Origin of the sequence: Aeromicrobium terrae, assembly GCF_008039565.1 — a bacterium.
GTDB classification, from domain to species: Bacteria; Actinomycetota; Actinomycetes; order Propionibacteriales; family Nocardioidaceae; genus Aeromicrobium; species Aeromicrobium terrae.
In genome coordinates, this window is the sequence record NZ_VDUX01000001.1 from 1 (window position 1) to 23,205 (window position 23,205).

Sequence of the window (23,205 nt, forward strand, 5' to 3'; positions counted from 1 at the left end):
AACGATCAGAACGGCAAGTCGACGACGTCCCTCAGGCATCATCGGAGCATTAACGTGAGTCACGAGGACCTCCGGCGGAGTTGGTTGTGGTAACCCCTCCAATACCGGAGGTCCTCGTCTCACGTCACCTGTTCACAACCTCGTGGGGAACTACACCTAGCGCTGGTTCTCCTCCGCACGGCGCAGGAGGACGGAGCGTTCGCCCTCGTTGCGGGTGCGGCCGGCAGCCTCGCGGAACGAGGCCGCAGCGTCGGCGTGCAGACCCGCACGCTCGAGCAGGTCGCCACGTACGCTCGGGATGAGGGGCGAGTCGCCGAGCGCGTCGGGCGCGACCGCCTCGAGGACGGCCAGCCCGGTGCCGGCGTCGTACGCGCGACCGTGCGCGACGGCCCGGTTCACCTCGACGACGGGCCCGGGCGCAGCCTGGGCCAGCACGTCGTAGTACGAGGCGATGCGGCGCCAGTCGGTGTCCTCGGCGCGCTCGGCGCGGGCGTGCTCGGCCGCGATGCAGGCCTGGAGGAAGTAGCGACCGACCGGCCGGCCACGGGCGGCCAGCTCCTCCGCCTTCTCCAGCGCCGCGATGCCGCGCCTGATCAGCAGCTGGTTCCAGCGGGACCGGTCCTGCGCCTCGAGCAGGACGGGCACGCCGTCGTCGTCGAGCCGTGCCGGGATGCGCGATCCCTGGATCTCCACGAGCGCCTGCAGGCCGAGCACGTCCGGCTCGTCGGTCACCTGAGCCGCGAGCAGTCGGGCCAGACGCATGCCCTCCTCGGCCAGGTCGGGGCGCATCCAGTCGTCGCCGGCGGTGGCCGAGTAGCCCTCGTTGAACACGAGGTAGATCACGGCCAGCACGTCGTCCAGCCGGCGCTCGCGGTCCTGGCCGGTGGGCAGCTCGAACTCGGCCCGGGCGTCGGACAAGGTCTTCTTGGCCCGCGAGATGCGCTGCCGCATCGTGGACTCCGACGAGAGGAACGCCCGTGCGATCTCGTCGGTGGTGAGTCCGCCGACGAGCCGGAGCGTCAGGGCGGTGCGCGACTCCGGCGTGAGCGACGGGTGGCAGCACAGGAACATCAGCCGGAGGACGTCGTCCTCGATGTGGTCGACCTGGGAGTCGAGATCGGGCATGCCGTCCTCCTCCTCCAGGTCGTGCGCCAGGTCAGCCGTCTTGCGGCGGAGCGTGTCGGCGCGCCGGAACTCGTCGATGCCGCGACGCTTCGCGGCGGTCATCAGCCAGGCGGCCGGGTTGGACGGGATGCCGTTCTCGGGCCACTGCTCCATGGCCGCCACGAGGGCGTCCTGGGCGAGGTCCTCGGCCATCGCGACGTCGCGCGTCATGCGCGTGAGGGCGCCGACCAGGCGAGCCGACTCGGCGCGCCAGGTCGTGGTGATCGCCTCGGAGGTCGGCCCGGTCTGCACACGGCAACACTAGGCCGACCTCCCGACGGTCGATCAGCTCTCCGGCTCCTCCGGACCCTCGGAGATCTGCCGCAGCGTGGAGACGACCGTGACCTCCGGCCAGTGCTCCGCGTGCAGGTCGGCGAACGTCTGGGTGTCGGCGATCGCCTCCTCCAGCGTGTCGTACTGCAGGAGCGACCAGCCGCCCACGACCTCCTTGCCCTCGGCGTAGGGGCCGTCGACGCGGGTGACCTCACCGTTCTTCACGACGAAGTTCACGGCGTCCTCCGTGCCGTACAGCCCGCCGCCGTCGATGAACACGCCCGACGCGGCCCGCTCCCCGATGTAGACGTCCATCGCCTCGAACAGCGACTTCGGCGGCGTGCCGATGTTCTCTTCCATCCTCACGAAACCCATGAATCGAGGCATCGTCAGCTCCTTTGTCCTTGGTGGTGCGGCGCCGCTGCTCGGCGCCTCTCGCCCGTACGTCGAACGAAAGCACCGTGGTGCGACATCCCCTCCGAAACTTTTCTGGTGGTCCCGATCCAACCAGGTGACGAGCTGGTCCGATTTCCGCTAGATCCTGTCGGTGCCGGCCGTCAGGATGGAGCCATGACGACAGCCATGGTGGAGGACCACGACCGGTGCTACCGCGCCGTCCGGTCGCGCGACGCGCGCTTCGACGGCGTGTTCTACACCGGCGTCCGCACCACCGGCATCTACTGCCGGCCGTCGTGCCCCGCCCGCACGCCGCACCAGCACAACGTCGAGTTCTTCCCGTCCGCTGCCGCAGCGCAGGAGGCCGGATTCCGCGCCTGCCGCCGCTGCCGGCCCGACACCACGCCGGGCTCGCCGGAGTGGAACTTGCGGGCCGACGCGGTCGCCCGGGCGATGCGACTGATCGGCGACGGTCTCGTCGAGCGGGAGGGGGTCGACGGCCTCGCGTCCCGCCTCGGCTTCAGCACCCGTCACGTCAACCGCATGCTCACCGCCGAGCTCGGCGCCGGTCCGCTCGCCCTGGCGCGCAGCCGACGCTCCCAGGCGGCTCGGGTCCTGATCGAGACCACCGACATGGCGATGGCCGACATCGCGTTCGCCGCGGGGTTCGCCTCGATCCGGCAGTTCAACGACTCCATCCGCACCGTGTACGGGCTCACGCCCACGGAGATGCGGGGCCGCCGCGGCGGCAAGACGTCCGGACGCCTCGCCATCCGACTGGCGGTCCGCCGGCCGTTCGACCCCGACGGCCTCCTCACGTTCCTGGGCGACCGGGCGATCGCCGGCGTCGAGCACGTCGAGGGACGGGTCTACGCCCGAATCCTGCGGCTCCCCAACGGCCTGGGTGCCGTGCGGCTGACGCTCCACGACGATCGCGTCGAGGCCGAGCTCGAGCTCGCCGACCTCCGTGACACGGCGGTCGCCGTCGAGCGCTGCCGGCGCCTGCTCGACCTGGACGCCGACCCGGTAGCCATCGGCGACGTGCTCGCCGCCGACCCGCTGCTCGCTCCGTCCGTCGCGGAGGTGCCCGGCATCCGGCTGCCCGGCCAGGTCGACGGCTTCGAGGTGGTCGTGCGGGCGATCGTGGGCCAGCAGGTCTCCGTCGCCGGGGCGCGCACCATCCTCGGCCGCTTCGCCGCCGCGTACGGCACGCCCGCCACGTTCGACCTCGCCGCCGAGCACGGCCTCACCCACGCGTTCGCCACGGCCGAGGCCATGGCCGACGCCGACGACACGGCGCTGAGCATGCCACGATCCCGGGCCCAGGCACTGATCGGCGTCGCCCGGTCCGTCGCCGCCGGCGAGCTCGACCTCGAACCCGGCGCCGATCGCGACGCCACCCACAAGGCCCTGCTGGGCCACCGGGGCATCGGGCCGTGGACGGCCGACTACGTCGTGATGCGGGCGTTCGGCCACCCGGACGTGATGCTCGAGACCGACTTGATCATCAAGCGCATGCTCGACCGCTACGGCGTCGACGCCGCGCGCACGGCCACCTGGCAACCCTGGCGGTCCTACGCCGCCCTGCACCTCTGGCGACTCGCCAGCACCCCGAAGGAGACGGCATGACCACACGATGGATGGACTCGCCGATCGGCGGCCTGCGGATCCACGCGCACGCCGGGCTGATCACCGCGATCGACTTCGACGCGCGGGTCCGCGGCACCCGGGCGGCCGACCCGCTGCTCGACGAGGCCGAGCGGCAGCTCACCGAGTACTTCACCGGCGCGCGGGAGGACTTCGACCTCCCGCTGGCCAGCGACGGGACCGAGTTCCAGAAGAAGGTATGGGCCGAGCTCCAGCACATCCCGTTCGGCGAGACCGCCAGCTACGGCGACATCGCCCGCCGTCTCGGCTACGAGCCGGTGATCTCGCGAGCGGTCGGAGCGGCCAACGGCGCCAACCCGATCCCGATCGTCGTGCCGTGCCACCGCGTCATCGGCGCCGACGGCACGCTGACCGGCTACGGCGGAGGGCTGGACAAGAAGCGGATCCTGCTCGCCCTCGAGCAGCCGGGGCTGTTCTGATCGAACGTTGACCTGACGTTCACACGGCTGTCATGTTCCGGGGTCACGCTGGACGTGAGCCACCACCCCGGAGGACACCATGTCAGCTCAGCTCGCCATCGTCCCGGCCTACCAGCCCCGCCCGCCGAGCATCGGCGCGCGCCTCCTGCTCGCCAGCCTGTCCCGAGCGTTCGTGGTCCTGCGTCTCGCTCCGCCGCCGCACACGCCGGGGGAGCACCCGCTCGACCACGTCGCGCGACCCGAGCTCCCGCGGCTGGACGTCGCGGCGTCTGGCTAGTCGCGCGGCGCGTCCACGTGGGTGACGAGGTTGATCCCGCCGTCCACGTGGATGACCTCGCCGGTCACGAACGGGGCGTTGATCAGCCCCAGCACCATCGCGGCGACGTCGGACGGCTCCCCGAGCCGGCCGAGCGGCGTCATCGCGCTGGTCCGCGCCGCCCGTGCCGACAGGGTCTCGGAGGTGAGCCGGGTCTCGACCGGCCCCGGGGCGATCGCGTTGACCCGCACGTCGGGACCGATGGCCTTGGCGAGCAGCCGGGTCAGGTGGTCGACCGCCGCCTTGCTGACCGCATAGGGGATCGAGCTCCCCAGCGGACGAGAGCCGCCCACCGAGGTGATGTTGATGATCTGTCCGCCCGGCTCCATCGCCTTGACCGCGGCCACGGAGACCTGCCAGGTGCCCACGACGTTGACGCCGAGGATCCGGTCCCAGTCGTCGCGGGTGACGGCGTCGAGGTCGCCGTGCGGCGTAGGCCGCGCCACCCCGGCGTTGTTCACCAGGACGTCGAGGCGGCCGTGCCGCTCGACGGTGGTCTCCACGAGTCGCACGGCGTCGGCGGGATCGGCGACGTCGGCCTGGACGTAGCTGGCGTCCGGCAGCTCGGCCGCGAGCTTCTCACCGGCCTCCACGGACGTCGCGGAGTTGACGACCACGGTGAACCCGTCCGCCGCCAACGCGCGCGCGATGCCCTCGCCGATGCCGGAGCTGGACCCCGTGACGATCGCGACGCGGGTCACGGCGCGACCCGCTCGGCCACCGGCGCGTGCACGGCGTTCACGATCGCCCGTCCTCCGCTCGCGAGGATCGAGGTGTCGTTGCTGACGACCACGTAGTCGTACCCGCGGCCGAGCGCCACCCGTGCTTGCTCGGCGGTCGCCGACGCGGTGCCGATCGGAAGGCCGGCCGTGCGTGCTGCGTCGAGGGCGGACGTGACGAGTGCGCCCACCGCGTCGCTGTCGGCGGTCACGCCCATCGACATCGACAGGTCCGCCGTGCCGACGAACGCGGCACCGACGCCGTCGACCGCCAGGATCTCCGGCGCGTTCTCGATCGCCTCCTGGCTCTCGAGCTGCACGACGCACAGGACGTCCTCGTTCCCGTGACGGAGGTAGTCGGCCCGGGGGAGCAGTCCCCAACGACCGGCCCGGCTCGTGCCTCCGGAGCCACGGTCGCCTCGCGGCGGGAAGCAGGTCGACCGCACGACGGCGCGCGCCTGCTCGGCGGTGTCGACGTGTGGCACGACCACGCCGGCCGCGCCGGCGTCGAGGACGCGCTGGATCACGCTGTGGCCGTGGTCCGGCACGCGGACGAGCGGATCCACCCCGAGCGCGCGGGCCGTCGCGATGTGCGTGGACGCCGCGGAGAGGTCCAGCGTCGTGTGCTCGAGGTCGACGACCACGAAGTCGAAGCCGGCGAACGCCATGATCTCGGTGCTCTCCGGGCTGGAGAGCTTGACCCACGTCCCGAGCGTGCCGCCGTTGATGCCGTCGCGCGATCGTGCCACGGATCAGACCTCGTTCGTGGTGTCCGGCGTGGCGGTCCAGAAGACCAGCCACTTGCCGAGCTGCACGACGACCGCGTGGAGGGCGATGCCGATCGCCGACAGCACCACGATCACCGCGAACGTCCGGGCCACGTCGAGGGTGAAGTTGCTCGCCTGGATCAGGTAGCCGAGGCCCTCGGAGCTGCCGACGAACTCCGCCACGACGGCGCCGGTGACGGACAGGATCACCGCGACCTCCAGGCCCGCGAAGATGTGCGGGAGCGCCGACGGCACCTGCAGGTGTCGCATGACCTGCATGCGCGAGGCGCCGAACGACCGCAGCATCTCGACCTGCTCGTGCGCGGCGGACCGGAATCCCAGGATCGCGTTGATGAGCAGCGGGAAGAAGGCGATCAGGGCCACGGTCAGCACCTTGGAGCTGATCCCGATGCCGAACCACACGATCAGCAGCGGCGCCATGGCGACCTTCGGGATCGTCTGCGTGAGGATCAGCAGGGGGAAGAGGACTCGCTCCACGGTCCGGAACTGGGTGATCAGCACCGCCGAGAGCAGGGCTGAGCCGACCGCGAGGCCGAAGCCGATGAGGATCTCCTTCAGGGTCACGATGGAGTTGTCGACGAGCGAGCCGTCCTGGAACCCGTCGATCAGGGACTCGACGACCGCCGTGGGCGCCGGCACGAGGATGTTCGAGACGTCGAAGATCTTGACCACGAGCTGCCAGATCACGAGCAGGCCGAGGAACACCAGGACGCTGTAGGTGATCTCCGGGACGTGCCGGCGGCGGCGCTTGGGGGGAGCCGGGGTCTGGGGCGGCGCTGCCGTGACGGGCGCGTCCAGGTCGGCAGGCGCCGCGCGATGGGTCGCCGGGGGCTGGGTGTTGGTGGACATCAGGCCTCCTAGTGGGCGCTGTGCTCGGAGTCGAGGAGCTTGCGGATGTGCGCGACGATCTCGCCGAACTCCGGGGTGTTGATGTTCTCGAGCCGCCGGGGACGAGGGAGCGAGACGTCGACGACGTCCGCCAGCCGGCCGGGGCGCGGAGTCATGACGACGACGCGGTCCGCGAGCAGCACCGCCTCGGGGATGCTGTGCGTCACGAACAGCACGGTCTTGCGGTCCTGGTCCCAGATCTCCAGGAGGTCCAGGCCCATCTGGTCTCGGGTCATCGCGTCGAGGGCGCCGAACGGCTCGTCCATGAGCAGGATCCGCGGATCGTGCATCAGAGCGCGGCCGATGCCCACGCGCTGCTGCATGCCGCCGGACAGCTCGTTGGGGTAGCGGTCGCCGAACTCCTCGAGCCCGAGCATCACCAGGAGCGACTCGGCCTTCTCGAGCGTCGCCGCGTCGCGGGTGTGGTGCAGGTCCGGGGAGATCATCAGGTTCTTCCGCACGGTGCGCCACGGCAGCAGCAGCGGCTGCTGGAAGACCATCCCGAGCTGGTTGCGGTGGGTCTCCTCGGACGACCCGAACGTCACCGTCCCGGACGTCTGGCGGGACAGGCCCATGATGATCCGCAGCAGGGTGCTCTTGCCGCAGCCGCTGGGGCCGACGATCGAGATGAACTCACCGGATCGGACGCTCAGGGAGACGTCGTCGAGCGCCTGGACCGTCCCTCCGGACTTCGTCGGGTAGAGCATGGACAAGGAGTCCAAGCGGATGACGTCGGTGTCGGTGCTGGTTGGCATGTCTGACATTCCTCACCTGGTTCGGGCGCGGGCCTCCCGCGCCTCGGTCGTGGAGCGGTACGGGTTCAGCTGTCCTCGGGCCACGTGCCGCCCATCTCCTTGGTCAGCCGTTGGCAGGCGTCCTTCAGCGCCAAGGCCTCGCGGGAGTCGAGGGCGGCCGGGAGCATCCGCTCGGTGCCGACGGCCGCGATGGTGGCGCAGATGCCGTTCGCCGCGAAGACCGGAGCCGCGAGGATGCAGATGCCGCGGTGGTTCACGTCGCTGCTGATGCCGGCCTCCCGCACCGCCTGGATGCGGTTCCGAGTCTCGGTGCGCTGCGGCTCGGGCAGGCTGCCGGTCATCCGGTCGGCGTGGAACTGGTCGGGGAGGAAGGCCAGGAAGACCTTCGCCTGCGACGAGTTGAGCGCCAGCTGCGAACCCACCCGGACCGTCACGAGGGTCGGGTGGTCAGCCTCCTCGACGAGCGAGACGACCGGCCCGGAGATGCCCCACAGCGAGAGGACCGTGCTGACCTTGATGTCGAGTGCGAGCTCGCGCATGTACGCCGGCGCCAACTGCATGATGCGCTGCTGACCGAGCGCGAAGCTGCCGAGCTGGAGAACGGCCCGGCCGGGTCGGACGAGAGGGGAGTCGTCGACGCGCTCGAGCAGACCGGAGCTGATCATCGAGCTGAAGTAGCGGTGCACCGTGGTCCGGTTGAGGCCGAGCCGCTTGGTGGCCTCCGCCACGGACAGCTCCGGGGTCTCGGGCGCGAACAGGCCGAGGATCTGCGCGGTCCGGCTCACCGCCTGGATGTCCTGCTCACGAGCGGTGCTCGGCTGCTCGCTCTCACCCTCGGCCATCGGCTCTGCTCCTGTCGTCGATGGTGCTCAAAATCGGTATGTGAAGTTCGCACTACGGACGCAGAGTAAACAGGTTGAGCTCGGACGTGCAAGGAAATCTCGCGGAAACTTCTCGGAAAAGTTTCCTGCGTCACACTCTTGACAGACCGGACTGTGAACGAGCAGTCTGACATGCGAACACCAACGACCCTGGAGACTCTGTGACCGAATCGCTCGCCATCACCAAGCTGCTGCACGGCTGCGTCGACCTGCACTGCCACTCGGGCCCGAATCCGTTCCCGCGTCGCATCGACCACGCCGAGGCCGGCAAGGACGGCGAGCGGCTCGCCATGCGGGGCGTGCTGGTGAAGTCGCACCACCACAACACCGTGATGGACCTGCTGTCGATGAAGGACCGGCTCGCGACGATCAAGACCCCCGTCTTCGGGGGGATCACGCTGAACAGCATGGTCGGCGGCATCAACCCGCACGCGGTGGCGATGTCCCTGCGGATGGGCGGCAAGGCCGTGTGGTTCCCGACGTTCTCCGCCGGCCGCCACATCGACTGTCACCCGGAGGGCGTCGGGTTCCCGACCGCGAGCGTGGAGGTGCCCTCGTCCCGCGTGGAGATCCACGGCGAGGACGGCGAGCTGATCCCACAGGTGCACGAGGTGCTCGACCTGGTCAAGGAGACCGGCGCGATGGTCACCGGCGGCCACATGGAGACCGAGTCCATCAAGCAGCTGTTCGCCGCGGCCAAGGACAAGGGCATCTCCCGGATGCTGCTCAACCACCCCGACTACGTCATCGGGGCGGACGAGGCGACGTGCCGCGAGCTCGTCGGCTACGGCGCGTTCGTCGAGCACGAGACCGGCTTCTACGACCCCGAGGGCACCAAGAAGTGGGACCCGAAGATCCTCCTGGACTGGATCGAGCGGATCGGCCCGGAGCACACGGTGATCGCCTCCGACCTCGGGCAGAAGGACCGCCCGCTGCCGGTCGACTCCTACATCCGGGTCGCCACCGCGCTGCTGGACCTCGGCCTCGACGAGAAGTCGCTGCGTCAGGTCTTCTGCGACAACCCGGCCTTCCTCCTCGGCCTCGACGACTGAACCTGCTCACCCGAAAGGACGGACGATGACCACCCTGGCCACCCCACCCGACGTGGAGTTCACCGACCTCGCCACCGGCGACCCCGACGAGACCACCGCCGCCGGCTCGTCGACGTGGTACTTCCGCGGGCACAACTTCGTGCTGGCATGGACGACGATGGTGGCCGGCGACGTGCTCGAGCGCGGTGACCAACCCGACGAGTACGTCGCGATCCTGCCGTACGAGTCGTGCAGCGTGGAGGTCCGGGCCGGCGAGGAGACCGAGCCGGTCTCGGGCAAGGCGGTGGTCATGGTGCCGCCCGGCAGCAGCGCGATCGTCGCCGTCGAGGACTGCGTCGTCGTGCGCCTCTTCAGCTCCCGCTCCACCGACCTGCTCGACAAGGCCCGCAACCGCGACGCGTACCGCGAGCCGCACCCGAACGTCGCGCCGTTCGCGCCCTGGCCGGACCCGCCGGAGGGCTTTCGCATCCGGGCCTACCGGCTGGCCGACCTCGAGGTCACCCAGGACGCCGTCCGGCCCGGGCAGATCGTCCGGTGCAGCACCTTCATGGTCAACTTCCTGGCGCCGCGCATCGGCCCGCGCGACCCCGACAATCTTTCGCCCCACGACCACGACGACTTCGAGCAGTGCTCGCTGGCCGTCGAGGGCGAGTACGTCCACCACCTGCGGACGCCTTGGTCGAAGAGGAGGAGCGAGTGGCGGGAGGACCGGCACCTCGAGTGCGGGAGCCCGTCGGTCGCCGTCATCCCGCCGCCGATGATCCACACCAGCGAGGCCGTCGGCGCCGGGGCCAACCAGCTGATCGACATCTTCTGCCCGCCGCGCCTGGACTTCTCCCAGACGCCGGGCCGAGTGCTCAACGAAGACACCTACCCCCTCCCCAACCAGCAAGGAAAGGTCCCATCGTGAAGACGAGACGACTGATGAAGGTCGCGAGTGGTGCGGTCGCCGCACTGTGCGCGGCCGCGATGCTGAGCGCCTGTGGTTCCGACGACGGATCCGGCGACTCCGACAAGTCCGGCAAGCTGACCCCCGTCACGTTCGCGATGGCGTCGCCCAGCTGGAACGCGGGCTACGCGGTCATGGCCGTCGTGGAGGCCGAGGGCTTCTACGAGGAAGAGGGCCTGAAGGTCAAGACCAACCTGTTCCCGTCGGCCACGCAGGCCGCGCAGCAGGTCGCCGGCGGCGGCGCCGACCTCGGCCTCATGACCGTCGAGCCGGTGGCCATCGGCCACGACAAGGACCTGAACCTGGCGTACTTCGGCTCGTACTGGGCCAAGTGGATCTACAGCCTGCAGGTGCCGGACGGCTCGGACGTGAAGAGCATCAGCGACCTGAAGGGCAAGAAGATCGGCGTCTCGGCCGTGGCGAGCTCGGGCGCCACGTTCGCGCGGACGGCGATGAAGCTCAACGGCGTGGGGGAGAACGGGGCGAGCCTGGTGCCGATCGGCGCCGGCGCGCAGCAGATCCAGGCCATCAAGAGCGGCAAGGTCGACGCCCTCGCGCTCTGGGACATCCAGTACCAGATCGTGAAGAACGCCGGCGTCACGCTGACTCCGCTCCCCGTCGAGGAGACGGCCGACGCCTGGGGCGGCGGATTCGCGACCACGCGCAAGAACCTGGAGTCCAAGAAGGACGTCCTCGAGAAGTTCGGCCGCGCGGTGGCCAAGGCGTTCGTGTTCGCCAAGGCCAACCCTGAGGCCGCGGTCCGCGACCTGTGGAAGCTCCACCCGGAGACCCGCGGATCGGACCCGGAGGAGAAGGCGCTGGCCGACGGCGTCAAGGTGCTGCAGGTCCGCCTGGACGGCCAGGGCTTCGACGACAAGACGCTGGGCCGCATCGACGACGCGGCCTTCACCCGGGCGCTCGACTTCATGACGACGGCCGGCTTGATCAAGAAGTTCCCGGCGAAGGAGATCTACACGGACGAGATGTTCGACTCCTTCAACGACTTCGACTACGACGAGGTCATCCAGAAGGCGAAGGAGGCCTCCTGAATGCGGCTGGGGGTCGCGCTTGACCTGAGCTCTGCGGAGCCGGTCCGCCCGCAGGTGGATCGCATGGTCACGATGCTCGCCCACGCGGAGCAGCACGGGTTCGACTCCGCGTGGGTGGGGGAGAGCTATCACGCGACCCCCCAGCCGTTCCACCTTCCGTCCGTCCTGATGGTCCTGAGCCATCTGGCCGGGCGGACGACCATGGCGCTCGGGACGGCGGTGCTGCTCCTGCGCGCCTATCGCCCCGAGAAGCTGGCCTACGAGGCCGCGCTGCTCGACCAGCTGTGCGAGGGCCGGCTCACCCTCGGACTCGGACTCGGCAACCCCGAGGTGGCTCGCCGGACCGGGCATCCTCCTACCGGTCCGGCGGGCAAGGCGTTCGACGCCGCGCTCCGCCTGCTGCGCGAGGCCTGGTCCCCGCCGGGTGACTCGGGAGACGATCACCCGGTGGCGATCCCAGCCCCGGTGCAACCCGGCGGGCCGACGATCCTGGTGGGCGGCCGCGTGGCCGCCTCGGCCCGACGCGCCGCGACGCTCGCCGACGGGTTCTACGGAGCCACCAACTACCGCGACGACCTGCTGCTCCAGCAAGCAGCGGCCTTCCGGTCGCACCGGGAGGACGGCGTCGTCGCGACCACGCGGTTCTGCGTCGTCCACGAGGACGCCGACACCGCGCAGGAGCTCGCGGCCCGCTACCTCAAGCCCGCGACCGACTACTACACCGCGCGCGACGCCTGGATGGGCCCGGACGGACCCGCGGACCCGGAGCTGCCAATGGTGGGCACGCCCGAGCAGGTCCACGACGCGATCGGCCGGTACGCCCGGGCGGGCGTCACGTCCGTCCAGCTCCGCGTCGCTCCGGTCGGCACGCCGCCGGACGTCGCGCAGCACACGCTCGATCTCGTGGGGGCTCAGGTGCTCCCACACTGGCACGACACGACGACCCACGAGGGGGATGACGATCGATGACGACCAGACGTCTCAGGAAGGCTTCCGCGCTGGTGCTTGCCGGCGTGTGCGCCGTGGCGGCACTGAGTGCCTGCGGCTCGGAGGACGACGGGTCCGGCGACAAGGGCCTCGACAAGGTGACGTTCGCGCTGAGCGCCCCCAGCTGGAACTCCGGCTACACGACGCTGGTGGTCCCGGAGGCCGAGGGCTACTTCAAGGAGGAGGGTCTCGACGTCACGGTGCAGCTCTTCCCGTCCGGCACGCAGTCGGCCCAGCAGCTCGCCGGCGGCGGGGCGGACATCGGCCTGATGACGGGTGAGCCCGTCGCGATCGGCCACGCCAAGAACCTGGACCTGGTCTACTTCGCGTCGTACTACCCGCACTGGATCTACAGCCTCCAGCTGCCGCAGGGCTCGGACGTGAAGAGCATCGCGGACCTGAAGGGCAAGAAGATCGGCGTCACGGCGGTGGCCAGCTCCGGCGGCACGTTCGCACGCACCGCGATGAAGCTCAACGGGATGAGCGAGGACGCCGCGAGCCTGGTGCCGATCGGCGCCGGTGCGCAGCAGATCAGCGCCGTCAAGAGCGGCAAGGTCGACGCCCTCGCGCTGTGGGACACGCAGTACGCCATCGTCGAGGACGCCGGCGTCCTGCTCACCCCGCTCGAGGTGCCGCAGACCGCCACGATCTGGGGCGGGGGGTTCGCCGCGACGCGCAAGACGCTCACCGAGAAGAAGGACGTGCTCAAGCGCTTCGGTCGCGCCATCGCCAAGGGCTTCGCGTTCGCCCAGGCCAACCCGGAGGCCGCGGTCCGCGACCTCTGGAAGCTGCACCCCGAGACGCGCGGCAGCGGTCCGGAGGACAAGGCGCTGGCGTCGCAGGTGAAGGTGCTCGAGGTACGGCTCGCCGGCCAGGGCGTCGAGGACGACAGCTGGGGCCGGATCGACCCGAAGGCCGCGACCGGGATGGTCGACTTCATGGCCTCCGCCGGGCTGGTGGCCAAGCCGTTCCCGGCCACGGACATCTACACGACCGACCTCCTGGACGCCATCAACGACTTCTCGTACGACGACATCCGCCGGCAGGCGAAGGACGCCTCCTGATCCGGAGGCAGGAAGAAGAGATCACCCGATGACCAGCTCATTCGTGTACGCGTCGGCCCGCACGCCCTTCGGGCGGTTCGGCGGCGCCTTGGCCGACACGAGGACCGATGACCTCGCCGCCATCGCACTGAAAGGACTGCTCGACCGCTCGCCGGGGCTCGACCCCGCCCTGGTCGAGGACGTGTTCTGGGGCAACGCCAACGGGGCCGGCGAGGACAACCGGAACGTGGGCCGGATGGCGGTCCTGCTGGCGGGTCTGCCCGTCTCGGTGAGCGCGACGACGGTGAACCGGCTCTGCGGCTCGTCGCTGGACGCCGCGATGATGGCGTCGCGGATGATCGAGGTCGGGGACGCCGACGTCGCGGTCGCCGGCGGCGTCGAGTCGATGACGCGAGCACCGTGGGTCCTGCCCAAGCCGTCGCGCCGGTACCCGGCCGGGGACGTCACCGCGGTGTCCACCACGTTGGGCTGGCGGCTGGTCAACGAGCGGATGCCCGCGGAGTGGACGGTCTCGCTGGGGGAGTGCAACGAGCAGCTGCAGGAGACGTTCTCCATCTCGCGCGAGCGCCAGGACGAGATGGGTGCTCGGTCGCACCGGCTCGCGGCGGAGGCGTGGGAGAAGGGCTTCTACGACGATCTCGTCGTGCCGGTCCCCGGCGTCGAGCTGGCCCAGGACGAGAGCATCCGCCCCGACACGACGCTCGAGGGGTTGGCGAGGCTGAAGCCGGCGTTCCGCCCGAGCGGAACGATCACGGCCGGCAACTGCTCGCCGCTCAACGACGGCGCCAGCGCCGTCCTCCTCGGCTCGGAGAAGGCCGCGGCCACGATCGGCCGCGACCCGGTTGCACGGGTCGCCGGCCGCGGCTGGTCAGCGCTCGAGCCGCAGCAGTTCGGCTACGCCCCGGTCGAGGCGGCCAACGACGCCGTGGCCCGGGCGGGCATCACCTGGGCGGACGTCGGCGCGGTGGAGCTGAACGAGGCGTTCGCCGTCCAGTCGATCGCGTGCGTCGACGCCTGGCTCGAGCTCGGGCTGCGTGACGCCGAGGTCGTCAACGCCAAGGGCGGCGCGATCGCCATCGGACACCCGCTGGGTGCGTCCGGCGGACGCATCCTCGGCACCCTCGCGGCTCGCCTGGTGGAGTCCGGCGAGCGCTGGGGCGTGGCCGCCATCTGCATCGGCGTCGGGCAGGGCCTCGCGGTCGTGCTCGAGAACGTGTCATGACGCAGCTCTGCGCCTCTGTCGACGACGCCGTCGCCGGGATCGCCGACGGCTCGACGGTCCTGGTCGGTGGCTTCGGCATCACCGGGATGCCGTTCGCGCTGATCGACGCGCTGATCCGTCAGGGTGCACAGGACCTCACCGTGGTCTCGAACAACGCGGGCAACGGCGACACCGGCCTGGCCGCGCTGCTCGCAGCCGGCCGGGTGCGCAAGGTCGTCTGCTCCTTCCCCCGGCAGACGGACTCGTGGGTCTTCGACGAGCTGTACCGCAGCGGCCGGATCGAGCTCGAGGTCGCTCCGCAGGGCAGCCTGGCCGAGCGGATGCGCGCCGCGGGCGCCGGCATCGGCGGCCTCTACACGCCGACGGGCGTGGGCACCCTGCTCGCCGAGGGCAAGGAGACCCGCGAGATCGGCGGACGCGAGTACGTCCTCGAGCTGCCCATCGCGGCCGACGTCGCGCTCATCGCGGCGCACGCCGCCGATCCGCTCGGCAACCTCGTCTATCGCAAGACCGCACGCAACTTCGCGCCCGTCATGGCCACGGCGGCGACGACGACGATCGTGCAGGTCGCCCACGTCGTCGAGGTCGGGGACCTGGATCCCGAGGCCGTGGTCACGCCGGGCATCTACGTCGACCGGATCGTGCAGGTGGCGGCATGAGCGTGACGTCCGTGCCCGCCCTCCAGCACACCGACCGCGGGCCGCTCAGCCGCGACGAGATGGCCCAGGCGCTCGCGCGCGACATTCCCCGCGGCGCGTACGTGAACCTCGGCATCGGGCAGCCCACGACCGTGGCGGACCACCTGCCCCCGGAGTCCGGCGTCATCTTCCACACGGAGAACGGGATGCTCGGCATGGGCCCCGCGGCCACCGGCGACGCGATCGATCCCGACCTCATCAACGCCGGCAAGCTGCCGGTCACCGAGCTGCCGGGAGCGTCGTACTTCCACCACGCGGACTCGTTCGCGATGATGCGCGGTGGTCACCTCGACCTGTGCGTTCTCGGCGCGTACCAGGTGTCGGCGGCGGGAGATCTGGCCAACTGGCACACCGGCGACCCCGAGGCGATCCCGGCCGTCGGCGGTGCGATGGACCTGGCCGTCGGTGCGAAGCAGGTGTTCGTGCTGATGTCCCTGTTCACCAAGAGCGGCGAGTCGAAGCTCGTCGAGGCCTGCACGTACCCGATCACGGCGCTGCACTGCGTCGACCGGGTCTACACCGACGTCGCGACGTTCGACCTGACCACGGGGGAGGCGGTCGGCGTGCGGGAGACCTGGGGGATCTCGTTCGACGAGCTGAGCGCTCGCCTCGACGTTCCCCTGACGTGGGCGGGATCGTGAAGACTCCCGCCAGGAGGAGTGGCAGATGAACGAGCAGCACCAGTTCTACGTCGGTGGCGCGTGGGTCGACCCGGCCGTGCCGCGCACCCTCGGCGTCCTCAACCCGGCCACCGAGGAGACGTTCGCCTCCATCAGCCTGGGCACGGAGGACGACGTCGACCAGGCGGTGAAGTCGGCCCGCGACGCGTTCGCCACGTACTCGCAGGTCAGCGTCGCCCAGCGGCTCGAGTACCTGGAACGCATCATCGCGGGGTTCCGAGCCCGGCTGCCCGAGATCGCCCGCACGATGACGCTGGAGATGGGCTCGCCGATCACGTTCTCGACCGAGCGGCAGGCCACCGTCGCACTGTTCCACTTCGAGGAGGCGGCGCGGGTCCTCGTGAACTACAACTTCGAAGAGGTGACGGGTGCGGGCATCGTCCGGCGCGAGCCGATCGGCGTCTGCGGCCTCATCACCCCCTGGAACTGGCCGCTGAACCAGGTCGCCTCCAAGGTGGCGCCGGCGCTCGCCACGGGCTGCACCGTCGTGCTCAAGCCGAGCGAGATCGCCCCGCTCAGCGCGATGCTGCTCGCCGAGATCATCCACGACGCGGACCTCCCGCCCGGCGTGTTCAACCTGGTCAACGGCGACGGGCCCACCGTCGGTGAGGCCATCGCGGCGCACCCGGACATCGACATGGTGTCGCTCACCGGTTCCACCGGAGCCGGCATCCGGGTGTCGAAGCTGGCCGCGGACACGGTCAAGCGCGTCGCCCTCGAGCTGGGCGGCAAGTCGGCCAACATCGTCCTGCCGGACGCGGACCTCGAGTCCGCCGTCACCGCCGGCGTGCACTCCTGCTTCACCAACGGCGGGCAGAACTGCCAGTCGCCCACCCGCATGCTGGTGCACCACTCGCAGCGCGACGAGGCGTACGCCATCGCGCGTCGCGCGGTCGAGACCGTCCGGCTGGGCGACCCGCTCGATCCCGACACCACGATGGGACCGGTGGTGAACCAGACCCAGCTCGAGAAGGTGACCGGCCTCGTGCAGTCCGGGATCGACGAAGGAGCCACGCTCGTGATCGGCGGACCGGACCGACCGGACGGGCTCGACACCGGCTTCTACGTGCGCCCGACCGTGTTCGGCGACGTCACCCCGCAGATGCGGATCGCGCGCGAGGAGATCTTCGGCCCGGTGCTGTCGATCCTCCACTACGAGAGCGAGGACGAGGCGGTCGAGATCGCCAACGACACGCCCTACGGGCTGGCCGGCTTCGTGCAGTCGGGCGACCCCGACCACGCCCGCCGCGTCGCCAACCGGATCCGCGCCGGCCGGGTCTACCTCAACGGGGCCCCGTTCGACCGGAGCCTGCCGTTCGGCGGCTACAAGCAGTCGGGCAACGGCCGCGAGTTCGGCCGCTTCGGCTTCGAGGAGTATCTCGAGGTGAAGGCCGTGCTGGGGTACCCGCAATGACCGAGAGGACCACCACCGTGCCCGACACCACCGACCGCCTGGCCGAGCTGCTGGACCGCGAGGAGCTGTTCGACCTGGCTCGCCGGGAGCGGTTCGCCCGCGACCAGCGACGGTTCGACGTGATGCGCGACTGCTTCCACGACGACGCCTACGTCCGCACCACCTGGTACGAGGGACGCGGCGGCGAGGCCTACGTCGAGGCCACGAAGGCGTGGATGGAGCGGACGGGCAACAGCAAGCACTGGGTCTTCCCGGCGTACGCCCAGGTCCGCGGCGACCGCGCCACCGTGGAGAGCCCGGCCAAGATCTTCAACCGCACCACGGTCGAGGGCGTCGAGGTCGACTTCCACGCCTACTGCCGGTTCTTCTCCCGGGCCGTCCGCGCCGACGGCCGGTGGCGGCTGCTGAGCTTCGAGGCGCTGCTCGAGCGCGACGAGCTCCGCCCCGTCCACGCCGGCCAGGCCATCCCGGTCGACGTCGAACGGCTCGCCGGCCTTCGTCCGTCGTACCGGTTCCTCACCTGGATCCAGTCGACCCGCGGGGTCACCGTGAGCCAGGACCTGCTGGGCGACGACCAGCCCGAGGAGCTGGCCGCGTTCCACCGGGGCGAGGACGCCTGGCTCGTCGAAGGGGAGTGAGGGTCAGCGGCGCAGGCCCTGGCTGAGCCGCTCGGCGGCTGCGGCCACGGCGGGCGCGTGCATGCGGCCCGGCTGACGGGTGAGGCGCTCGAGCGGTCCCGACACCGAGACCGCCGCGACGACTTTGCCGGACGGTGAGCGCACCGGCGCGGACACCGATCCGACGCCGTTCTCGCGCTCGCCGACGCTCTGCGCCCAGCCGCGCCGGCGGACGGCGGACAGCTCGGCGGCGGAGAACGCCGACTTCAGCAGGCCCTTGTTCATGCGCTCCGGGTCTTCCCAGGCGAGGAGGACCTGGGCGGCGGAGCCGGCGTTCATCGTCAGCTGGCTGCCCACGGGGATCGAGTCGCGCAGGCCGGTGGGGCGGTCGGCGGCCGCGACGCAGACACGGAAGTCGCCCTGGCGGCGGAACAGCTGGGCGGACTCGCCGGTGATGTCGCGCAGGCGCGCGAGCACGGGGCCGGCGGCGGCGAGGAGGCGGTCCTCGCCGGCGGCCGCGGCCAGCTCGCCGAGGCGCGGACCGAGGACGAAGCGGCCCTGCATGTCGCGGGCCACGAGACGATGGTGCTCGAGAGCGACCGCGAGACGATGGGCGGTGGGACGCGCGAGGCCGGTGGCGGCGACCAGCCCGGCGAGCGTGGCGGGGCCGGGCTCGAGAGCGGCGAGCACGAGGGCCGCCTTGTCGAGGACGCCGACGCCGCTGCCGGTGCTGGAGGAGCTGTTGTCCATGTATTGATACTGCCGTATCGCATCTTGAGACGCAAGTGTTAGCGTAGCGACATGGGTAAGACGCTCGCCGAGAAGATCTGGGATGACCACGTGGTTCGCTCCGCCGAGGGCGAGCCCGACCTGCTGTACATCGACCTCCACCTCATCCACGAGGTGACGAGCCCGCAGGCGTTCGACGGGTTGCGGCTGTCCGGCCGCAGCGTCCGCCGTCCCGACCTGACGCTGGCCACCGAGGACCACAACATCCCCACGACGGACCTCGACAAGCCCATCGCCGACCCCGTCTCGCGCAAGCAGGTCGAGACGCTGCGCGCCAATGCCGAGGAGTTCGGCGTCCGGCTGTACCCGATGGGCAACCTCGACCAGGGCATCGTCCACGTCGTCGGCCCGCAGCTCGGCCTGACGCAGCCCGGCATGACGATCGTGTGCGGCGACTCCCACACGTCGACGCACGGGGCGTTCGGCGCCATCGCGTTCGGCATCGGCACCAGCGAGGTCGAGCACGTGCTGGCCACGCAGTCCCTGTCGCAGGCCAAGCCGAAGATGATGGCCGTCGAGGTGGAGGGCGAGCTGCCCGCCGACGCCACGGCGAAGGACCTGATCCTCGCCCTGATCGCGCAGGAGACCACCGGCGGCGGCCAGGGCTACATCGTCGAGTACCGCGGCGAGGCCATCAGGAAGCTGTCGATGGAAGCCCGCATGACGATCTGCAACATGTCGATCGAGTGGGGCGCCAAGGCCGGCCTCATCGCTCCCGACCAGACCACGTTCGACTACATCAAGGGCCGTCCGCACGCCCCGCAGGCCGAGGCCTGGGACGCGGCCGTCGCCTACTGGGAGAGCCTCGTCACCGACGACGACGCCGAGTTCGACAAGGTCGTCACGATCGACGCCTCGACGATCGGCCCGTTCGTCACCTGGGGCACCAACCCCGGCCAGGGCGTACCGCTGACCGCGTCGGTCCCGCACCCCGACGAGTTCGAGGACCCCAACGAGAAGGTCGCCGCCGAGCGCGCGCTGGAGTACATGGGCCTGACGGCCGGCACGCCGATGCGCGAGATCGACGTCGACACGGTCTTCATCGGCTCCTGCACCAACGGCCGCATGGAGGACCTCCGCACGGCCGCCGAGATCATCAAGGGCCGCCAGGTCGCGGAGAACACCCGTGTGCTCGTCGTGCCCGGCTCGGTCCGCGTGCGACTGCAGGCCGAGGAGGAGGGCCTCGACGTCGTCTTCAAGGAGGCGGGCGCCGAGTGGCGCGGCGCGGGCTGCTCGATGTGCCTCGGCATGAACCCGGACCAGCTGACGCCGGGGGAGCGCAGCGCGTCGACCTCCAACCGCAACTTCGAGGGCCGCCAGGGCAAGGGCGGCCGCACCCACCTGGTGTCGCCCGAGGTGGCGGTGGCCACCGGCATCCTCGGCCACCTCGCCAGCCCTGCCGACCTGGAACCCCTGGAGGCCTGACCATGGAGAAGTTCACGACCCACACCGGCGTCGGCGCCCCGCTGAAGCGCAGCAACGTCGACACCGACCAGATCATCCCGGCGGTCTACCTCAAGCGCGTCACGCGCACCGGCTTCGAGGACGGCCTGTTCGCCGCCTGGCGGAACGACCCGTCGTTCGTGCTGAACCAGGACGCGTACAAGAACGCCACGGTGCTGGTGGCCGGGCCGGACTTCGGCACCGGCTCGTCGCGCGAGCACGCCGTCTGGGCGCTTCAGAACTACGGCTTCAAGGTCGTCATCAGCTCGCGCTTCGGCGACATCTTCCGCGGCAACTCCGGCAAGGCCGGGCTGCTCGCCGCGCAGGTGGACGAGAAGGTCGTCCAACGCCTCTGGGACTACCTGGACGACAACCCGGGTGCCAGCATCACCATCGACCTCGAGTCCCGCACGGTGAAGGCCGGTGACGGCATCGACGCGATCGAGGACTCGTTCACGATCGACGACTACACCCGCTGGCGTCTCCTCGAGGGCCTGGACGACATCGCCATCACCCTCGGCCACGCCGACGCCATCGAGTCCTACGAGCAGGACCGCCTCGCCTTCAAGCCGACCACGGTCTAGCCCTGGTGCTCGTCGAGAGCAAAATGTGACGCGGAGGGCGTCATCCGACTCGGATGGCGCCCTCCGCGTCACATTTCGCGAAGTCCGGGGGTCTAGTTCAGGGCGGCGGGCAGGTTGCTCTCCGGGAGGACGGGGAGCAGGAGGCGCGAGCCGCTGGTGCCGCCGACGCGCACGGACGTGAGCCCGGGCAGCGTGGGCAGGGAGGCGAGCGACGCGCCCACGAGGTCGAGACGGATGCGGTGGCCGGCCTTGAACCGGTTGCCGACCGGCCAGAGCTCCACGTGGTAGAGCTTCGGTGTGAGCGACGCCAGGGGCGTCTTCCTGCTGAAGTCGCCGTACGGCTGGACGATCGTGCCGTTGCCGTCCTTGAGCGACTTCGACTCGTCGATGTCCGGGAACGACGTGAGCAGCCGCCCGACGGTCAGCGGGTGCGACGAGCCGTCCGGGGCGACGTCGGTGAGCACGGCCCAGATCGCGGTCTCCGGTGACGTGGAGGACAACCGGACGTCCAGCGCGGCCGGGCCGACGGCCAGCACGTCCTGCTTCAGCGGCCTGGTCGTGTAGCTGAGGCCGAGCGGCTCGGTCAGGTCCATCTGGCTGAGGAACGGCAGCGCGGTGGTGAGCTGGTTCAGTCCGAAGCCGCCGAGGATCGCCGTGTTCGGCGGGTCGCTGTTGAACGGGATCGTCGGGGCGGCGAGGTACGTCTGCAGCCCGGTCTTGCCCGGGGAGCCGAGCGTGAGCGAGCCGTCGTTGAGGGAGCGCGCCGACCCGCTCTTCGTGGCGTCGAGGCTGAGCGAGTGCCAGGTGGTGCCGGGCACGGGCCAGTCGGTGGCGTTCCGGCTGACGTACTGGCCGGCCAGCATGTCCTCGCGGTCGCCGTCGGACAGCAGCATCTGCACGCGCGGGTGGTTCTCGACGCCGTTGTCGACGCCGCTCAGGTAGTGGTCGAACCACGCGTTCGTCTCCGCCGCGCCGCCGTCGGTGCCCTCTGGCGCGCCGTCGTGCGCGCCGACGACCAGGAGGTGGGCGCCGTCGTCACGGAGCTGCTGGTACCCCTGGAACGCACCGCGCGACTCGACGTCGAAGAACCCGTCGATCACGAGCACCGGCACGTGGTTGACGTCGCCGCGGAACCGGCGCTTCTTCCAGAAGTCGTCCAGCGTCGGGTGCAGGAGGCCGGCGTTGAGGCCGGCGAGGAACAACCCGGACAGCACGTCGAGGGACGACGCCGGGTTCCGCTCGAGCCGCTCGGCGCCCTGCAGCAGGGCCGGGGCGCCGATCAGCAGGATCACGCCGGCGCCCGGGACGATGTTGGAGACGCCGCCGGGCACGAGCAGGTCGCGGTAGAGCTCGAACGTGCCGGACTTGAGCACCATCGCCTTCACGCAGGGCAGCTGCTGGTGCATCGAGTTGTAGATGATGATCGCGCTGGCCGAGAACCCGTTGATGCCGAGCGAGCCGTTGCTCCACGGCTGCTCGCAGGCCCACTGGAGCACCTCGGGGACGTCGGCCTGGTTGCGCGGGCCGAGGGCGTCGAACTGGCCGTCGCTGCTGCCGGTGCCGCGGATCTGCACCAGCAGGACGTTCGTGCCGGCACTGGGCGTCACCGTCTGGCTGTTGTTGCCGTAGGGGCTGAACTCGACGACCGTCGGGCGGGGCACGGACGGGTCCGAGCTGAACAGCGTGGTCTGCAGCGAGACGCCGTCGGACGTGGTGAACCGGATCGACTGTGCCGTGGGCTCCGGGTCCGCGGCGGCGGCCGGGGTCGCGGCGAGCCCGGCGGTGGTCAGCAGCAGGCCGGCGAGCGCGGCGACGAGACGCATCCGGGGATATTAGTACGAACGTACCAACTTTGTCTGCCCCGAGATCAGGCCTTCTTCCCCGCCCCCTTGACGACAGCGCTGTGGACCTCGTCGAGCTGGGCCGCCAGGCGGGGCAGGTCCTCGAGCAAGGCGAGCTGGCTCTGCAGCGACGTCAGCAGGTCGCGCACCTCGCCGAGGGTCGTCTTGGTCTCGGTCAGCGTCTTCTCGACGGTGGTCAGCGTGGTGCTGACGTCCGACAGCGTGCCGTCGACGCGCTCGAGCGTGCCGTCGACGGTGTTGAGCACCTTGTCGGCACGGTTGAGGACCTGGGCGGGGTTGGCAGGAATGAGTCCCATGGCGGGTATCTCACCACAGACGGATGCCGGTGATGCCCTGTTCACCAGCATCGATGAACACGCGCTGCCCGATCCGCAGGTGCCGGATGTGCTCCGCGAGCGCCTCGCCGGGGAAGGCCATGCGCAGGCCGTCGTCGGTCAACAGGTCACCGGAACGGGAGACCGGGTCGTACGTCGCGACGGTTCCTTGCACGTCCCCAGGGTATCCGTCGGCACGCCGTCGTAGAGTCGC

26 protein-coding genes are annotated in these 23,205 nt (G+C 70.5%); 15 read left to right on the forward strand and 11 right to left on the reverse strand.

All coding sequences use genetic code 11. The features are described from left to right. Positions 1-156: 156 nt before the first annotated feature. Positions 157-1,416, reverse strand: a complete 1,260-nt coding sequence (locus FHP06_RS00005; RefSeq protein WP_147682593.1) for an RNA polymerase sigma factor — start codon at positions 1,414-1,416, stop codon at positions 157-159. 33 nt (positions 1,417-1,449) lie between these two features. Further along, on the reverse strand, positions 1,450-1,797 hold the full coding sequence (locus FHP06_RS00010; protein WP_230973349.1) for a YciI family protein: 348 nt from the start codon (positions 1,795-1,797) through the stop codon (positions 1,450-1,452). A 210-nt stretch (positions 1,798-2,007) separates the two neighbouring features. On the opposite strand from FHP06_RS00010, the gene FHP06_RS00015 reads away from it, so the two are divergent. From FHP06_RS00015 to FHP06_RS00025, 3 genes are all read left to right on the forward strand, one after another. Beyond that, entirely contained in the window at positions 2,008-3,462 is a 1,455-nt protein-coding gene (locus FHP06_RS00015) for a DNA-3-methyladenine glycosylase 2 family protein (RefSeq protein ID WP_230973350.1), read from the forward strand. After that, positions 3,459-3,920, forward strand: a complete 462-nt coding sequence (locus FHP06_RS00020) for a methylated-DNA--[protein]-cysteine S-methyltransferase (protein ID WP_147682597.1) — start codon at positions 3,459-3,461, stop codon at positions 3,918-3,920. The genes FHP06_RS00015 and FHP06_RS00020 overlap by 4 nt, the downstream gene beginning before the upstream one ends. A 79-nt stretch (positions 3,921-3,999) precedes the next feature. After that, positions 4,000-4,197 carry a hypothetical protein gene (locus FHP06_RS00025; RefSeq protein WP_147682599.1) on the forward strand — a complete coding sequence of 66 codons (198 nt, stop codon included), beginning with the start codon at positions 4,000-4,002 and terminating at the stop codon, positions 4,195-4,197. Here the strand turns inward: FHP06_RS00025 and FHP06_RS00030 are convergent. The 5 genes from FHP06_RS00030 to FHP06_RS00050 form a co-directional block, all read right to left on the reverse strand. Next, positions 4,194-4,937, reverse strand: a complete 744-nt coding sequence (locus FHP06_RS00030; RefSeq protein WP_147682601.1) for an SDR family NAD(P)-dependent oxidoreductase — start codon at positions 4,935-4,937, stop codon at positions 4,194-4,196. The genes FHP06_RS00025 and FHP06_RS00030 overlap by 4 nt on opposite strands. After that, the gene (locus FHP06_RS00035) at positions 4,934-5,704 is read right to left on the reverse strand and encodes an HpcH/HpaI aldolase family protein (RefSeq protein ID WP_222706309.1); all 771 of its coding nucleotides are present in this window, start codon (positions 5,702-5,704) and stop codon (positions 4,934-4,936) included. Before FHP06_RS00035 ends, FHP06_RS00030 begins: the two co-directional genes overlap by 4 nt. A gap of 3 nt (positions 5,705-5,707) precedes the next feature. Continuing rightward, entirely contained in the window at positions 5,708-6,592 is an 885-nt protein-coding gene (locus FHP06_RS00040; protein ID WP_147682603.1) for an ABC transporter permease, read from the reverse strand. 8 nt (positions 6,593-6,600) lie between these two features. After that, positions 6,601-7,386 carry an ABC transporter ATP-binding protein gene (locus FHP06_RS00045; RefSeq protein WP_147682605.1) on the reverse strand — a complete coding sequence of 262 codons (786 nt, stop codon included), beginning with the start codon at positions 7,384-7,386 and terminating at the stop codon, positions 6,601-6,603. A gap of 65 nt (positions 7,387-7,451) precedes the next feature. Further along, on the reverse strand, positions 7,452-8,228 hold the full coding sequence (locus FHP06_RS00050) for an IclR family transcriptional regulator (protein ID WP_147682607.1): 777 nt from the start codon (positions 8,226-8,228) through the stop codon (positions 7,452-7,454). Positions 8,229-8,428: 200 nt separating this feature from the next. Here FHP06_RS00050 and FHP06_RS00055 point away from each other — a divergent pair, with 200 nt between their 5' ends. From FHP06_RS00055 to FHP06_RS00100, 10 genes are read left to right on the forward strand one after another with little or no spacing between them, the layout of a single operon-like run. Beyond that, positions 8,429-9,319 (forward strand): DUF6282 family protein, encoded by an 891-nt coding sequence (locus FHP06_RS00055; protein ID WP_147682609.1) that lies wholly within the window; start codon positions 8,429-8,431, stop codon positions 9,317-9,319. A gap of 25 nt (positions 9,320-9,344) precedes the next feature. Continuing rightward, positions 9,345-10,229, forward strand: coding sequence for a cupin domain-containing protein (locus tag FHP06_RS00060; protein ID WP_147682610.1), 885 nt, complete (start codon positions 9,345-9,347; stop codon positions 10,227-10,229). Positions 10,230-10,243: 14 nt separating this feature from the next. Then, entirely contained in the window at positions 10,244-11,317 is a 1,074-nt protein-coding gene (locus FHP06_RS00065) for an ABC transporter substrate-binding protein (RefSeq protein WP_147682612.1), read from the forward strand. Beyond that, complete coding sequence (locus FHP06_RS00070; protein ID WP_147682614.1) at positions 11,318-12,286, forward strand: LLM class flavin-dependent oxidoreductase; 969 nt, start codon at positions 11,318-11,320, stop codon at positions 12,284-12,286. Further along, positions 12,283-13,368, forward strand: a complete 1,086-nt coding sequence (locus FHP06_RS00075; protein ID WP_147682616.1) for an ABC transporter substrate-binding protein — start codon at positions 12,283-12,285, stop codon at positions 13,366-13,368. Before FHP06_RS00070 ends, FHP06_RS00075 begins: the two co-directional genes overlap by 4 nt. A 28-nt stretch (positions 13,369-13,396) precedes the next feature. Next, the gene (locus FHP06_RS00080; RefSeq protein ID WP_147682618.1) at positions 13,397-14,590 is read left to right on the forward strand and encodes a thiolase family protein; all 1,194 of its coding nucleotides are present in this window, start codon (positions 13,397-13,399) and stop codon (positions 14,588-14,590) included. Beyond that, the gene (locus FHP06_RS00085) at positions 14,587-15,249 is read left to right on the forward strand and encodes a 3-oxoacid CoA-transferase subunit A (RefSeq protein WP_147682619.1); all 663 of its coding nucleotides are present in this window, start codon (positions 14,587-14,589) and stop codon (positions 15,247-15,249) included. The genes FHP06_RS00080 and FHP06_RS00085 overlap by 4 nt, the downstream gene beginning before the upstream one ends. Further along, positions 15,246-15,929, forward strand: coding sequence for a 3-oxoacid CoA-transferase subunit B (locus tag FHP06_RS00090; RefSeq protein WP_147682621.1), 684 nt, complete (start codon positions 15,246-15,248; stop codon positions 15,927-15,929). Before FHP06_RS00085 ends, FHP06_RS00090 begins: the two co-directional genes overlap by 4 nt. Before the next feature lie 25 nt (positions 15,930-15,954). Then, positions 15,955-17,382: an aldehyde dehydrogenase family protein gene (locus FHP06_RS00095; RefSeq protein ID WP_147682623.1), complete on the forward strand. Its 1,428-nt coding sequence runs from the start codon at positions 15,955-15,957 to the stop codon at positions 17,380-17,382. Next, on the forward strand, positions 17,379-18,020 hold the full coding sequence (locus FHP06_RS00100) for a nuclear transport factor 2 family protein (protein ID WP_147682625.1): 642 nt from the start codon (positions 17,379-17,381) through the stop codon (positions 18,018-18,020). Before FHP06_RS00095 ends, FHP06_RS00100 begins: the two co-directional genes overlap by 4 nt. Positions 18,021-18,023: 3 nt before the next feature. Here FHP06_RS00100 and FHP06_RS00105 read toward each other — a convergent pair whose 3' ends face one another. Next, entirely contained in the window at positions 18,024-18,749 is a 726-nt protein-coding gene (locus FHP06_RS00105) for an IclR family transcriptional regulator (protein ID WP_147682627.1), read from the reverse strand. Between the two features lie 51 nt (positions 18,750-18,800). Between FHP06_RS00105 and leuC the strand changes: the two genes are divergently transcribed. Together leuC and leuD are read left to right on the forward strand one after the other, a co-directional pair. Then, the gene (gene leuC, locus FHP06_RS00110) at positions 18,801-20,213 is read left to right on the forward strand and encodes a 3-isopropylmalate dehydratase large subunit (protein WP_147682629.1); all 1,413 of its coding nucleotides are present in this window, start codon (positions 18,801-18,803) and stop codon (positions 20,211-20,213) included. A gap of 2 nt (positions 20,214-20,215) precedes the next feature. Next, entirely contained in the window at positions 20,216-20,815 is a 600-nt protein-coding gene (gene leuD / locus FHP06_RS00115) for a 3-isopropylmalate dehydratase small subunit (protein ID WP_147682631.1), read from the forward strand. Between the two features lie 92 nt (positions 20,816-20,907). On the opposite strand, the gene FHP06_RS00120 is transcribed toward leuD, so the two are convergent. From FHP06_RS00120 to FHP06_RS00130, 3 genes are read right to left on the reverse strand one after another with little or no spacing between them, the layout of a single operon-like run. Then, entirely contained in the window at positions 20,908-22,638 is a 1,731-nt protein-coding gene (locus tag FHP06_RS00120) for a CocE/NonD family hydrolase (RefSeq protein WP_147682632.1), read from the reverse strand. A 44-nt stretch (positions 22,639-22,682) separates the two neighbouring features. Continuing rightward, a complete protein-coding gene (locus FHP06_RS00125; RefSeq protein ID WP_147682634.1) occupies positions 22,683-22,973 on the reverse strand; it encodes a hypothetical protein in 291 nt (96 codons plus the stop codon). A gap of 10 nt (positions 22,974-22,983) precedes the next feature. Continuing rightward, positions 22,984-23,166 carry a cold-shock protein gene (locus FHP06_RS00130; protein WP_147682636.1) on the reverse strand — a complete coding sequence of 61 codons (183 nt, stop codon included), beginning with the start codon at positions 23,164-23,166 and terminating at the stop codon, positions 22,984-22,986. Positions 23,167-23,205: the final 39 nt, after the last annotated feature.

Coding starts and splice junctions, on each gene's coding strand:
- FHP06_RS00010 (WP_230973349.1), bottom strand. CDS start 1,797: ATGGAAGAGAACATCGGCACGCCGCCGAAGTCGCTGTTCGAGGCGATG.
- FHP06_RS00015 (WP_230973350.1), top strand. CDS start 2,008: ATGACGACAGCCATGGTGGAGGACCACGACCGGTGCTACCGCGCCGTC.
- FHP06_RS00020 (WP_147682597.1), top strand. CDS start 3,459: ATGACCACACGATGGATGGACTCGCCGATCGGCGGCCTGCGGATCCAC.
- FHP06_RS00025 (WP_147682599.1), top strand. CDS start 4,000: ATGTCAGCTCAGCTCGCCATCGTCCCGGCCTACCAGCCCCGCCCGCCG.
- FHP06_RS00040 (WP_147682603.1), bottom strand. CDS start 6,592: ATGTCCACCAACACCCAGCCCCCGGCGACCCATCGCGCGGCGCCTGCC.
- FHP06_RS00045 (WP_147682605.1), bottom strand. CDS start 7,386: ATGCCAACCAGCACCGACACCGACGTCATCCGCTTGGACTCCTTGTCC.
- FHP06_RS00050 (WP_147682607.1), bottom strand. CDS start 8,228: ATGGCCGAGGGTGAGAGCGAGCAGCCGAGCACCGCTCGTGAGCAGGAC.
- FHP06_RS00060 (WP_147682610.1), top strand. CDS start 9,345: ATGACCACCCTGGCCACCCCACCCGACGTGGAGTTCACCGACCTCGCC.
- FHP06_RS00065 (WP_147682612.1), top strand. CDS start 10,244: ATGAAGGTCGCGAGTGGTGCGGTCGCCGCACTGTGCGCGGCCGCGATG.
- FHP06_RS00070 (WP_147682614.1), top strand. CDS start 11,318: ATGCGGCTGGGGGTCGCGCTTGACCTGAGCTCTGCGGAGCCGGTCCGC.
- FHP06_RS00075 (WP_147682616.1), top strand. CDS start 12,283: ATGACGACCAGACGTCTCAGGAAGGCTTCCGCGCTGGTGCTTGCCGGC.
- FHP06_RS00080 (WP_147682618.1), top strand. CDS start 13,397: ATGACCAGCTCATTCGTGTACGCGTCGGCCCGCACGCCCTTCGGGCGG.
- FHP06_RS00085 (WP_147682619.1), top strand. CDS start 14,587: ATGACGCAGCTCTGCGCCTCTGTCGACGACGCCGTCGCCGGGATCGCC.
- FHP06_RS00090 (WP_147682621.1), top strand. CDS start 15,246: ATGAGCGTGACGTCCGTGCCCGCCCTCCAGCACACCGACCGCGGGCCG.
- FHP06_RS00095 (WP_147682623.1), top strand. CDS start 15,955: ATGAACGAGCAGCACCAGTTCTACGTCGGTGGCGCGTGGGTCGACCCG.
- FHP06_RS00100 (WP_147682625.1), top strand. CDS start 17,379: ATGACCGAGAGGACCACCACCGTGCCCGACACCACCGACCGCCTGGCC.
- FHP06_RS00105 (WP_147682627.1), bottom strand. CDS start 18,749: ATGGACAACAGCTCCTCCAGCACCGGCAGCGGCGTCGGCGTCCTCGAC.
- leuC (WP_147682629.1), top strand. CDS start 18,801: ATGGGTAAGACGCTCGCCGAGAAGATCTGGGATGACCACGTGGTTCGC.
- leuD (WP_147682631.1), top strand. CDS start 20,216: ATGGAGAAGTTCACGACCCACACCGGCGTCGGCGCCCCGCTGAAGCGC.
- FHP06_RS00120 (WP_147682632.1), bottom strand. CDS start 22,638: ATGCGTCTCGTCGCCGCGCTCGCCGGCCTGCTGCTGACCACCGCCGGG.
- FHP06_RS00125 (WP_147682634.1), bottom strand. CDS start 22,973: ATGGGACTCATTCCTGCCAACCCCGCCCAGGTCCTCAACCGTGCCGAC.